The organism is Mycoplasma testudinis ATCC 43263, from assembly GCF_000687795.1.
Lineage (GTDB): Bacteria > Bacillota_I > Bacilli_A > Mycoplasmatales > Mycoplasmoidaceae > Mycoplasmoides > Mycoplasmoides testudinis.
Map to the genome: position 1 here is coordinate 28441 of NZ_JHXT01000004.1, position 13554 is coordinate 41994.

At 31.4% G+C, this 13554-nt stretch carries 11 protein-coding genes; 8 read left to right on the top strand and 3 right to left on the bottom strand.

The annotated features are described in order from the left end of the window. Window positions 1-193: 193 nt before the first annotated feature. A complete protein-coding gene (locus T384_RS0101455; RefSeq protein ID WP_027119543.1) occupies window positions 194-499 on the bottom strand; it encodes a C-terminal helicase domain-containing protein in 306 nt (101 codons plus the stop codon). 402 nt (window positions 500-901) lie between these two features. On the opposite strand from T384_RS0101455, the gene T384_RS0101460 reads away from it, so the two are divergent. The 6 genes from T384_RS0101460 to tuf all read left to right on the top strand — a co-directional run bounded on the left by T384_RS0101460 (window position 902) and on the right by tuf (window position 8397). Beyond that, window positions 902-1957, top strand: coding sequence for a hypothetical protein (locus tag T384_RS0101460; RefSeq protein ID WP_027119544.1), 1056 nt, complete (start codon window positions 902-904; stop codon window positions 1955-1957). A gap of 115 nt (window positions 1958-2072) precedes the next feature. Continuing rightward, window positions 2073-3179, top strand: a complete 1107-nt coding sequence (gene rpsB / locus T384_RS06090; protein WP_245595150.1) for a 30S ribosomal protein S2 — start codon at window positions 2073-2075, stop codon at window positions 3177-3179. 396 nt (window positions 3180-3575) lie between these two features. Next, window positions 3576-3797: a heavy-metal-associated domain-containing protein gene (locus T384_RS0101470; RefSeq protein WP_027119545.1), complete on the top strand. Its 222-nt coding sequence runs from the start codon at window positions 3576-3578 to the stop codon at window positions 3795-3797. A gap of 224 nt (window positions 3798-4021) precedes the next feature. Beyond that, window positions 4022-6157 carry a heavy metal translocating P-type ATPase gene (locus T384_RS0101480; protein ID WP_027119546.1) on the top strand — a complete coding sequence of 712 codons (2136 nt, stop codon included), beginning with the start codon at window positions 4022-4024 and terminating at the stop codon, window positions 6155-6157. Window positions 6158-6191: 34 nt separating this feature from the next. Continuing rightward, on the top strand, window positions 6192-6950 hold the full coding sequence (locus T384_RS0101485; RefSeq protein ID WP_027119547.1) for an IspD/TarI family cytidylyltransferase: 759 nt from the start codon (window positions 6192-6194) through the stop codon (window positions 6948-6950). Window positions 6951-7212: 262 nt separating this feature from the next. Continuing rightward, window positions 7213-8397: an elongation factor Tu gene (tuf, locus tag T384_RS0101490; RefSeq protein WP_027119548.1), complete on the top strand. Its 1185-nt coding sequence runs from the start codon at window positions 7213-7215 to the stop codon at window positions 8395-8397. 88 nt (window positions 8398-8485) lie between these two features. Here tuf and T384_RS0101495 read toward each other — a convergent pair whose 3' ends face one another. After that, window positions 8486-9811, bottom strand: coding sequence for an ATP-binding protein (locus T384_RS0101495; RefSeq protein ID WP_211247128.1), 1326 nt, complete (start codon window positions 9809-9811; stop codon window positions 8486-8488). A 366-nt stretch (window positions 9812-10177) separates the two neighbouring features. Between T384_RS0101495 and T384_RS0101500 the strand changes: the two genes are divergently transcribed. After that, window positions 10178-10603: a hypothetical protein gene (locus T384_RS0101500; protein WP_027119550.1), complete on the top strand. Its 426-nt coding sequence runs from the start codon at window positions 10178-10180 to the stop codon at window positions 10601-10603. A 48-nt stretch (window positions 10604-10651) separates the two neighbouring features. Beyond that, window positions 10652-13186 (top strand): DUF31 family putative serine protease, encoded by a 2535-nt coding sequence (locus T384_RS0101505; RefSeq protein WP_027119551.1) that lies wholly within the window; start codon window positions 10652-10654, stop codon window positions 13184-13186. Window positions 13187-13224: 38 nt separating this feature from the next. Here the strand turns inward: T384_RS0101505 and T384_RS0101510 are convergent, their stop codons facing one another. Then, window positions 13225-13551, bottom strand: a complete 327-nt coding sequence (locus T384_RS0101510; protein ID WP_027119552.1) for a hypothetical protein — start codon at window positions 13549-13551, stop codon at window positions 13225-13227. Between the last annotated feature and the right edge of the window lie 3 nt (window positions 13552-13554).

Sequence of the window (13554 nt, forward strand, 5' to 3'; positions counted from 1 at the left end):
CCATCAAATTCGTTTTTTTTAAAATTCAAGTTTGTTTGACAATAATAAACGTCATAATCATAACAAATCATAATATTAATTGTTTTATATTATCTCTAGATTATGAAGATAAGCAAACTTTTTTGTCAGTATTTTCTTAAAGAATTATTATAACGAAAGCTATTTGCCAGGTTTGAAAAACTCAATCAGTTCTTTATATAGATAAAGCAGACAAGACGTTTATTTCATTGCTAATAACGACATTTGTAAATGCCTTTTTATTTTCTTGAATTTGTAAAATTCGTTGTCCGGTTGTCTTGATGGCAATTGCTTGATAAACTTGTACACTTTTTGTTTGACCAATTTGATGTACGCCATCTGTTGCTTGGCTTTGTACAGCTAAATTCCATCATAAGTCGTAGTGGATAACAATTTTTGCTCCAACAAGATTTAATTCATTACCAGCAGCTTTTAAAGATGCACTAAAAACAGGTGTATCATCTTCGTTGAAAGTATTCACCGATATCGACCTTTCTTTTTTTATATTCTTATAAGGAGATATTTAAAAAATTGATTTGCATTATGAAGTTCAAATTCTAGATTATTGAGTAATTCCATACGAAAGAGAAAATAAATTGCCAACTGACATTATAAGATCGGCAAGAGTTTTGCTTCCTAAACATCAAAAATTTGATTCAATATCATGAACATTATAAGTTAGTTGTGTCACGATTAATGTAATTGCTGAATCAGATTATTCAAAACTGACCAAAAACTTATTAAATTATAAATCCAACAGTAAAAATCTAAACTAACTTAAGTTAGTTATTTTCGGGCATTATTTTTGAAGTAATTTATCTCGAATTTTCAAAAATAGCCTTTTTAAAATTTATAATAAATTTCTATACTAAACGAGGTCGTCGTGGTTAATTTTCTTGAAATAATTCGTTCAAAAAAGCCGTATGATGTTGATTTGCAAAAAATTTTATTAGATTTTGCAAATCAATTTTTGAAATGAAAAACCCTTTCTCAAAAAACTGCTTTTTCTAAGGAATATACGATGCAAGCGCCGTTTTTGCTTAGCAATTCCTATGAGTCTATAATTATTCGCAATAGTTTTAATTATGTTGCTCGTTTTTTGGTAACTCATAAATATAACAAAAATGATGCATCTGCTATTAGCCAAACAAGAGCCCGAGTTGGTTATGAAATGTTAAAGCGTTGAAGCGGATTTAATTTTGTTGATCGTCAAGCACTAATAGATGTTTACACTGATGCGACGTCTTTTTTAACCAAATTGATTTCTCATGAAATTGTTTTAGACGAAGCTCATATGATGAGTTTATTTCGATATTGTAGTTTTTTGGGCAAACTTGATTATGTTAGTGCTTCGTTAAAATCTAAAATTAAAAATTTGAATGGTTATTTAACTAACGATAAATATCTTAAAGATCTTAGTAATTTAACCAAGGTTTTTCAAAACAATTTTTTAAATTCACGATTTTTTAAAAAAACTGGAATTACATATAATGCTGAATTCGGATTAGGTGGATCCGCTTTATTTTTTGTTGAAGGGAATATGCTGTGTGATGGAAATTTAATTGAAATTTTCACTAGCAAAAATTTTCAAAACAAAAATCTTGAGCTAATGCAAATTGCCGGTCAGTATTTGGCTAACGAAACAACTCGTGAAGCAGTTCGCCTTTTTCCAAAGGGATTTGCTCCAAAAATGAAAGCGCTTAAACAAACAATGTATGACATTAGAAAACTTGTGCTGTATCACGGACGCTTTGGAGAAATTGAATATGCTGATGTTTCAAAAATTCCAGAATTAGAATTAAGGAAATTTACACATAAGATTATTCGTTGGTCTAAGCTTAGGTATGAACTAGAAGCTTTAAAAGATGAATTGGTGCGTGATAGTTTAAGTAACGATTCAACACAAGTACCTACAAAGGCGCCGTCTAAGTTGAATTAGTGTCATTTTTAATGGTTTTTTACATAAATTAAATTTTTTTTGAAAAAAAATGTAACTTTTAAGTTATTATATATAGGCTATATAGCAATTATAAGAAAGGTGAATTCTACACAGAATGTCTGAAAACAATTTTAATAATCCTGAATCAGCTCCGACAAATCGGACTGCTGAAAAAGCTGAAATTTCACAACCGGAAGCAAGTCAACAAGCTCCAGCAGCAAATTCAGGTCAAACTCGTAAACCAATGTTTACCGAAACCGAACTAGCAAATGGTGAAAAGCCATTAGTTTCTGGTTCAAAAATAATGGAAGTGGGCGGTCATATTGGATTTTCAAAACGAAGATGAAACCCAAAAATGAAACCTTACATTTACAGTAAGAAGCCAAGCGGAACCCAATATGATGTCTTGAATGTTCCATTAATGCAAGAAAAGTTACAAGCGGCATATGAATTTATTAAAGAAATCGCAACTAATAACGGTGTTGTTTTATTTGTTGGGACTAAAACTAAGCAAGTTCAAGAACTCATTAAAGAAATTGCAAAACGGATTGATATTAACTACATTTCCCAACGCTGATTAGGTGGTACTTTAACTAACTTCAAAACAATTAGCAATTCGATTAAGCAATTAAACAACTTGATTACTGAACGTGAAAAAGGTTTAGGCCAACACACCAAAAAAGAACAAATGTTAATTATCAAAAAGATTGATAAATTAGAAAAATTTTTCGGTGGGATTAAAACCATGCGTGGTTTGCCTAACGTTATTGTAGTTGATGATCCAATTCATGAAAAGAACGCAGTAACTGAAGCTAAAAAATTAAATATCCCTGTTGTCGCAATTGCCAACACTAATGCAGATCCAAATTTAATTGATTACTTAGTTCCAGGTAATAATGCTTCAATTCGTTCAGTAACTTTATTTATGAATTTATTTGCCGACGCAGTTGCTATTGCCCAAGGTAAACAACAATTGTTCGCATATAAACCAGATGAAGAAATTGTGATTGCCCAAGTGGTTCGTAAAGAACGTGATCCTCGCTTTGTTGTTAATCGTTCAAATAGTTATCACGGTTTCCAAAACCGCAGGTTCAACAATGATGGTAACAATCGTTATGGTAACAACAGTACTAACACAACAGTACGATCGTTTACTCCACCAAGTGCGGCAACTTCAGCAGCTTCTACAACAAGCAGTGAAAAACCAACAGCTAACGAATAAAACTCAAATAGATTTTTTGAAAAATGAAGGGAAACCTTCATTTTTTTTATTGCTTATTAGATGTTTATCCTAGCTTTATTAATAGCCTTTTAGTTTTATAAAATTTCAGCTTAAAATTTCTGGTTTCGAAAATTCTCATTGAAATTACAACACAAAAAATAATATTGGAATAACATATTACTAATCAAGTCAGATTAGAATACGAAAGGAATAAAAATATGAATGATCGTAAATTATGTCTTCATATGTGTTCAATGGTCCACATCATGATAGTGGCTTTTGAATGTAGCTCCCCCGTATCTATCTGCTTAAGCCTAGACACAAAACGGCAGTGTTAATTTTCATTTTTAGTCAACTATTTTAAAAAATATTTAAAACAAAATTCGGAGAATAAAAATGAATACGAAATCAATATTATTAAAAGTTCAAGATATGACTTGTGTCTCTTGTGCTGCTGCAATTACTATGAAATTAGAAAAAATGCAATTAGTGAACTTTAGCGTCGATGTTGTTTCACAAGAAATTGAAGTTGAATATGATGAAAACGTTGCTTCTCGTGAAGCAATCTTAGATGCTATCAAAAAAGCCGGATATAAAAGCGAAGTTATCGAAGAATAATTAAAATTATTTTTTCTTTTTTTAACTTATAAGTTTTTTTAGATTTTTTATCTAAAAACACTTTCAATACTATTTTTATGGAGCAGTTATGACAATAACTTATAAAATCTTGAACAATCAAGGTTTGGTTAGAAATTTAAGTGTCTTAATTAATAATCATTTAATTAAGATAATCTTAATTTCGCTTTTCCTGAATGATTGTGCACACAATACTGGTGACAACAATGAAAAAAATTAAAACATCTTATAAAAAATACGGATACTTTGTGGAGTTATCTCTAGCCATTATTTTTGATGCAATTTTAATTGCTGGTCATGGTTTAATGGCTACTTTTCCAAATTCTGTAAGTAGTCACGCTTTGAATAATCCTTATATGGGGCTAGTATTCGCAACAATTGTCCAATTTATTATTGGTCGTAATTTCTATATCTTAATGTACAAAGAAATAATCAAATGACACCGTTTGGGAATGAATACTTTAATTGGTTTGTCTAGTTTGTTAGCTTATGCTTGATCACTTTATATTCTTATAAGTAGCGAATTAGGAGTCCAAGGTTTAGGACACGAAAATGGGTTTTCTTATTTCTTTGAAGTGGGAACTTCAATAATTACATTTTTATTGATAGGTGAATCGATTAGTAAATTTTTGAGAAAAAGAGTTAATAAAGATGTTACTAGCGTCTTAGAACTTCAATCCCCACATGCCTTAAAATACGATGATCAAACCAAACAAACAACTTTGATTAGAACCCGTTCTTTAAAAATTGGTGACTTAGTTTTTGTTCAGCCCCAAGCTAAGATTCCAACAGATTGCTTGTTAGTTTCTGAACACGCCTATGTTGATGAAAGCATTATGACAGGAGAAAGCATTCCAGTATACCATCAACTGAATTCAAAATTAATTGGAGGTTCATTTAATGTTGGTGACTCATTTATTGCTAAAGTAGAAAAATTACCCACCCAAACGATTGCTTCATTAATTACCAAAAGAATTAAACAATTGCAAACAGCGAAACCCGAAATTCAAAAAGTTGCTGATAAAATTGCCACTTGATTTGTACCTACTATTTTGGTTTTGGGAATTGCTAGTTTTTTAGTCCATTTCTTTTTAGGTTATCAAATTCAACAAGCCATCGGATTAGATACGAATTTAATTCCTAAATTTACGAATCCACAAATCGTTGGATCTCAATCTCATAATGCTCAAGTTGCAATTTATTTTGCCATTGCGTTAATTGTGATTTCGTGTCCGTGTGCTTTAGGGTTAGCAACTCCATTAGCAGTGGCGGTTGGAGTTGGCAAAGCAGGTAGAAGAGGGATTTCGTTTAATAACATTGATATTTTCGAAAAAACCCGCAAAATCAAAGCAATTGCTTTTGATAAAACCGGGACTTTAACAAAAGGCCATTTAGAAGTAAAAACCTTTTTGGGTGATCAATCTTTGCTTGGGTTAATTAAACAATTAACAAAAAATTCTTCCCACCCATTGTCACGAACGTTATATCAAAAATTGCAGTTAATTAATCTTGATGAATTTCACGGTGTAACACAAATCAAAGAACTGGCTGGTATTGGAATTCAAGCTAGTGTGGATAACGATGTTTATATGTTAGCCTCATATCAGTATTTTCATAAGAATAATTATTCATTTGATTCTTCATTATCAAATGATGAAAATTTTGAATCTTTAGATGAAAACACAAATATTTGTCTTGCCAAAAATCAGGATGTTTTCTTTGGAGCGATTTTAACTGACGAATTAAGAGAATCAGCAATTAAAACGATTCAAAAATTTCGCAAGGCTCAAATTAAAACCTATTTATTGAGTGGTGATAATGGCAAAATCGTGAAAGCTATTGGAAAGCAATTAAGAATTGATGAAGCAATTGGACAAGCTTCGCCTTTTGACAAGGAAAATTTGATTACGAAGTTACAAGCTAACGGCCATCAAGTTGCTTTTGCTGGAGATGGAGTTAATGATTTGATCGCCTTTCAAAAAGCCGATTTGGCAATTAATATGTCACTTACAAACGAATCTGCAAACGCATTAGCGGACGCTAGTGTAGTTAATCAAGATGTTGAAAATATCTATCAAGTTATTGATATTTCTAAAAAAACCAGAAAATTAATTTTATGAAACTTTTTGTGGGCTTTTATTTACAATGTAGTTACTATTCCCCTTGCTTTTATCGGAATTATCCCATCAATCATTGCAGCTGTTTTAATGGGATTTAGTAATTTTGCAATTGTTATCAATACACTATTATTTAGTTTAATCAGCTTCCATAAAAACCGTAAATTAAAAGTTCAAAAGACAGATAACATCAATCCTGGTTTGTTAAATACGCAAGGGCAATAAAAAACATCTTTAAGGACGATATTTATTTGTTTTTATGATTTCCGTTAACAAAAATGTTTATGCTATTGTTTTAGCTGCTGGAAGCAGTCTTCGGATGACAGGGACCAGTGTTCCTAAACAATTTATGCTGATTGATGACCATCCCGTTCTATATCACACACTTAAGGCTTTTTTTGATACAGACTTAATAACGCATTTAATCGTAGTTGTGAAACCTGAATATAATGATTTAACAGCTAAGATATGCCGCGAATTATGACGCGTTTTTCCCCATCGGAAAAATTTCTTAAAAGTTATTCTGGTGCCAGGAGGAGAAGATCGTAACGGTTCAATTCTTAGCGCCTACGTGGCAATTCATTCAAGTTATAAACCTGATGCTAAAGCTGTAGTTCTTACTCATGATGCAGCTCGACCTTTTGTTACTAAAGAACTATTAAAAAAGTGTATCGAAGTAACAACTTCAAAAGGTGCATGCAGTGTGATTTATAATACAGATGACACAATTGCTTTGGTTGATAAAGATGAATTTACAAAAACATTAGATCGAACAAAAACTAAAATTGTTCAAACCCCACAATGTTTTTGATTTAAATACGGATTGAATATGTTTGATTTAGGAAAAAACAACTCCTGACCAAAAACAACTGATTTAAGTAGTTTGTTAACCAAAATTGGTGTTAAAGTAATGGCTGTTGAAGGATTCCGAGACAATTTGAAAATTACCAATAATACGGATTTGAAACTAGCCCGAGTGATTTTAAGCAATCGTGCTAAAAACAAAAACTTTTCTTAAGCAAAACAAGAATCTGTAAAATACTTTAGTATAAAAAACAGTGATCAAACGAAACCTTTAAACTTTTGTTAGTGCGATTTCGGTATTTTAGCACCATTTTTGGGTAATTACTTTTATAAAAAATAGATTATATAGTGTATAATTTATGTGCATAATTGCACTATGCATTATTATTGAGATTACTTTTCTCAAATTAATTAAGTTCGGTGCACGGTTTTCTTATTATATATCAGTGACCGTTGACCGCAAGGAGTTTTAAAAAATGGCAAAAGAAAAATTTGACCGATCTAAACCCCATGTCAACATTGGGACAATCGGTCACATCGACCACGGGAAAACAACGCTAACAGCAGCGATTTGTACCGTTTTGGCGAAAAAAGGAACTGCTCAAGCGATGAAATATGATCAAATTGACGCAGCTCCTGAAGAAAAAGCGCGGGGAATTACTATTAATACTGCGCACGTTGAATATGCTACTGACAACCGGCACTACGCACACGTTGACTGTCCCGGACACGCTGACTATGTTAAGAACATGATTACAGGTGCTGCCCAAATGGATGGTGCAATTCTAGTCGTATCTGCAACTGATGGACCGATGCCTCAAACTCGTGAACACATTTTGTTAGCACGACAAGTAGGTGTTCCAAAAATGGTTGTCTTCTTAAACAAATGTGATGTTGCTAATGATCCTGAAATGCAAGATTTAGTTTCTGAAGAAATTAAAGACTTACTTAAATCATACGGATTCGATGGCGACAACACTCCAATCATTAAAGGTTCAGCTTTAGAAGCTTTAAATGGAAAACCTGAATGAGAAGAAAAAATTATGGAATTGATGAAGGCTGTTGATGACAACATTCCGACACCAACTCGTGATACTGATAAACCATTCTTATTACCAATCGAAGACGTTATGACAATTACAGGTCGTGGAACAGTAGTTACTGGCCGGGTTGAACGTGGCGCAATCAAAGTTGGTGATGAAATTGAAATAGTTGGTTTAATGCCTACTAAAAAAGCAGTCGTTACTGGTATTGAAATGTTCCGTAAGGAATTAGATTCAGCAATGGCTGGAGATAACGCGGGTGTGTTATTACGTGGTATTGAACGTAAACAAGTACAACGTGGTCAAGTATTAGCAAAACCAGGTTCGATTACTCCTCACACTAAATTTAAAGCCGAAATTTACGCTTTGAAAAAAGAAGAAGGTGGTCGTCACACTGCGTTCTTAAACGGTTACCGTCCACAATTCTACTTCCGTACAACTGACGTAACTGGATCAATTCACATTAAAGAAGGAACTGAAATGGTAATGCCTGGTGATAACACTGAAATTACTGTTGAACTAATTTCGCCAATTGCTTGTGAAAAAGGTAGTAAGTTCTCAATTCGTGAAGGTGGCCACACAGTTGGTGCTGGAACAGTAGTTGAAGTATTAGGATAGTTTTTCTAAGACTTTAATTTTAAATATCAAAATGCGCTTCACGGCGCATTTTTTTTATGTTTTATTTAGCAGTTATTGGCAAGTGAATTTAATTTTCTTTTGTAAAGATTTGGTTAATTGCGTACAATGGAAAATCAGTAATTTTTCCTTGTTTTTGAAAATCATGTAAAGATGTTCGAAAAATTTTTTCAGGATTGAAAATCTGGTCAAAACTTTTCAGACTTTTCGATTTTGTATTTAAAGATGATTTAACTTCTAACGGGAAAACAGTGTTATCATGTTGAATGATAAAATCAATTTCTAAAGTATTTTTTTTATTACTGTAGTAGCAAAAATTTAGGTTTTCATTACAAGCTAACTGCTGGCATACGTATTGTTCTGTCAAAGCACCGTTAAAGATTGAAAATAATTTATTGTCTTCAAAAATAAGGGATTGATTGATATTGGCTTTGCAGCATAACAGTCCAATATCACTCATATATAATTTGAAACTTTTGTAGTCTTCATAAGCTTTTAAAGGAAGTAAATTAGGTGCATTAGAACGATTTACTTTATGAATGATTCCATAATCGCTTAATCACATTATTGCATTTTCATATTCACTTGCTCTTGCTCCGCTTTTTAATAATTTGTAAACAAATTTCTTATTTTCTTTTGCTAATTGTGAAATTATGCTGCTTCATACAAGGCGTAATTTAGGAACAGAATAATTTAACGAATGCTTTGAAAAATCACTTTCATAAGAAGTCAAAATGTTACTTTGAATTTTTTTTACTTTTTCATAATCGTTATTTGTGATATATGAACTAACAGCTTCTGGCATCCCGCCAACTAAAAAATATTGTTTAAGTAAATTAAAATAATTGTTTTTTAAAGATGAAACGATGTCGAATTTTTTTTCTTCTAGAAATTTAAAAAGCTTGTCATTTTTTGTGGCTAGCAAAAACTCAGCAAAAGTTAAGGGATTAAGTTTTAAAAAATCTACTTTTCCAACAGGAAATGAGGCATTTTTCATAAGAGATATTCCCAAAAGAGAACCTGAAACGATAATATGATAATTGTTTGCCTGTTCATAAAAATACTTCAAACTTGTTAATGCTCTAGGGACTGCTTGGATTTCGTCAAAAATTATAAGCGTTTTGTCAGGTTTAACTTTGACTTTTTTTAACGCTTCAATGGCCGAAATCAAATCTTTGGCATTTAAATTTTTTGAAAATAAGTTGTCCAGATTTAAGTCGGCTTCAAAATCTATATAAACCGTATTTTCATAATATAAACTACCAAACTCTTGCATTAGTCAAGTTTTTCCAACTTGTCTTGGTCCTTGAATGATTAAAGGTTTTCTGTCATTACTTTCTTTTCATTTTAATAAATTAGATATTTCTTTTCGCTTCATATTTTTTTGAATTAGCAATTACATCCTTCTTGTAAAAAGTAAATTTTTAAATTTGATTAAATTATACACTTTTTCCTAGGAATATATGTTATTATTTACACTTTTTCCTAGGAATAAATGTTTTTATTTGTATTTTATCGGATGAATAATTTTATTTTTTGAATATTCTTTTTTAAGTATTTCCTCTAATTTTTTTATTTAGCTAATCAAGCATAATAGATGCTTGGGACATTTGATTACTTGTTTTTGGTTGTCTGTGCTGTTATTTACATCCCAAATTATATGGCGTTCAATATTTGATTTTATTTATATTTTGTCTTTATAATGCTTTATCTATTTAAAATAATCTATTGTTTATTTTTTTGTATGCGAGGGTGTAAAATTATGTCTAAAAATCAAATATTATTTGAAACGGTGTTTGCTGAATCGGCGGATCGTTTAGATCTTTTTAAAGAAGGAATTAATGATTGAGTGAAATGCGCTTTGAAGAATATTAAATTAGTAGAAGAAATTAGACTAAAGCCAAGTAAACAATTGCCTATGATGCGAGTTGGCGTAGAAGAAAAAATTATGTTTACAATGTATTTTCTTTTAGACATTAAACTTGCTAATAACGAAAGTAAAAACCTAATTCAAAAAAGTAGTTTTTTGTCTACAATGATTTCTAAAAAAAGCGAAGCCGATTTATTACAAGGAACGATTGAATTAGAATCAGATTTGGATACATTCTTAGACAAAGAATTTCAAAAGCTTGAAACTGAAATAAAAACGTTGTTATCTAAAGAAGATATAAACAAGAAAGTTAATTAGTTTTTGCAATATTTATTTTTTATTTTAGGTTTTATAGTTTAATACATTATGTCCAAATCGACTTGCAAGAAAACGCAATCATCTAATATCTTTGAGCCAAAAAAAGATAATATTTTTCGTGTCACTTCACGTGATAAGAAAAATATTTTCTTGCAAAGCTATAAAGTTAATCGCAAGAAAAAACTTTTAATCACTTATCTTAGCGCTAGTACTTCTTTTCTTGCTGCCATAATCATAATCGTTCCATCTGTGGTTGTTTCAGTACAAAGATCTAACAACCAAAAAATATCTTCTGCTGAAGCTTCTTCTGATTTACCAAATAAAAATCTAGACCCAATTCAACCCAATACGCCTTTAAGCAAACCATCTAATCCGTTCATTTCTCCTGTAAAACCTTCTCAACCTACAAAACCAGAAACTCCTGTAAAACCATTAAATCCTACGGTAACAAAACCAGAGCCCGTAACGCCTTCTCAACCAGTAAAACCGGTTGCTCCAGCTAATCCACCACAGCGCCAAACTCCTGCTTTTGATGCTAACTTGGTTCGCCATCCGACAAATTTTACTGACTTCAATAATCCTGTTTCTACTGCTATAAATCCTTATGCAACGCCTAAAGAACATTATCAATTAGCAAATCAACAAGCTATCGAAATTGAAAAAAATACTTCCTTTAGCAAAACTAATGCCGCTTTTAAAACTGGTGATAATTATCAATCTAATGATTTAACTAGATCAAACCAAGGTCTTTTTTATGATGCAAGAAAGATTGCAAATAATAATTCCGATGATGAAGTAACTAATGCTTTATTAAGAAACCAGACAAACATTCCACCAAAACCGCTAAAACCACTTAGTGAATTAGTTGAATTAGCAAATTCAAATAACACCCCTATTAGTTTTAATCGTGTTGTTTTAGACTATTTGATAACTCATAATGAATTTGGTCAAAGCCCTTCGATGTTTGCTTGAAAATTATTAACGTTATCTGATGAGTTTCGGAATAATCTACTATCAGTTAATGGTCAAGTTTTATTTAAGGTTTCTGGTAATCAAACGATCTCTAATGTTTTATTTTACGCCGATGATATTAATGATCACACCGGGGTGTTAGATCTTTATATTTCTTATGATTTAAACAAAATTCATCAAGCCAGTCGTATTCAACTAAACCAAACCAATAGTGCACTTAAAAAAGATGGTGATTATTTAAAATACATTAACGAGCGTTCTTTTTTAATAACATACGATTTCGTAGGATGAAACCAAAATACAGATAATCACTTTAATCAAACTGGATCGATAAATTACGATAATCGAAAAAGTGCTACCGGAACGGGTTGGATAGTTGATGAAATTAATGATTCAAGTTTAGAAGCTGGAAAAGTTGCTTTTGTTGTTGCCACTAATAAACATGTTTTAGATTTTACATTGCCAACACTGGCTGATCAAAATAGTGCAAATACAGAAACCGGTTTGTCATCACAGCAGTTGCAACAGCAAGAGTTTTTCAACAGCCATCAAGGCTTTTTAAATTTTAGTTGAACTCATCACGACTTTGATAATTATGATAATTTAGCAAACATTACAGCCACTAATACAAGTCGTAAACCATCTTTTGCACAACAGGAGTTTAATCAGTATACAGCTCATCCTGTTGTCAATATAGCTGATAATTCTTCATCTCTAGCATCATTGCCTCCTGCTCAATTTAGTCAAGCAGTTACTAAAACAAAACAAAACTTCTTGAATTCATTCTTATATGTTCCTGATTTTAGTTTACAAAACACGTCTGCTACACTTGGGATGAATGCAACCGCTAATATTCAAAAAAATTTTATTAAAGATAATGTTACTTATAATGCTGGACCCGATTTAGTTTTAATGCGAATGGAATTTAATTTAAAGGACTTAAAACAAAGTTGACCTTCGTTGTATGCGGTAGTAAGTTCTAATGATCAGACACTTAAAACTAACTGATTCCCAGGATTAGGAACTAATGATGCTGTTACTGATAATCGAGTGATATCTTATGTACTAGGTTACCCACTAGCACCTTACAATAGAGATGAAAATGTTTTGTCATACCGGATTATCCAAAATAGTTTATCTTTTGGTTCAAGACGTAAATATACCGTAGGTGAAAACGATATTGATAATACATTGCAAACCATTTTAAGAAATTATGATTCGAAATTCGTAAGTAACTTTAATTTAAAGCGTTCGGAAAATACTAACAAATATCCATATGATGATGTTTTTAGTAGTCCCATGAACGGTTTGCGTTATCAAACTTTAAATATCGGGTCAACCATGTTATTTACTGGACCGCATTTGTTATCAGGCAATAGTGGCGCAATGGTAATCGATTCCAATTTTAATCCCATAGGAATTGCTTACCAATTTCAAACTTATCAAGATTTTAATAATGGTCAAACTTCTTCTGTTGCGATGTTTGTCCAACAAGATCAAAACGCTATTAGTAACGTAACTAATACAGTAGGTGTTTCAGTTAATAATGATTTCCAACAAATTCTCAAAAATCATCAGATTGCAACATTTAGATTGAATCCTAAAAAATAAAACGATGTTCTTTTTAAAAGATCATTTGTTGGGCATTTTTAAGAATTTAATTCAGTTTTTAATGTCTTTAGTTTTTCTTCGATAATGCTAATCAGGTTTTTTGTCGTTTGCATTTGCTGATTTAAGTTTTGAATTTTTTGTTGTGGCGTTTCACTAGAAAACATTCGACTAATAACCATCCCAATTCTGGCGTTATTTGAATGATTGTTGATTTCATTCATTTGTCCAGTTAAAAGATTAATATCAGTTTGAATTGCTTTTTGTTTTTGAAATAGTGAAAGCAAACGTTGATTTAGTTCATTAATTTTTTGTTCTATTATTTCTTTATTAAAATTCTTGTTAGGTTGTATTGTTTTTTTAAACATGAT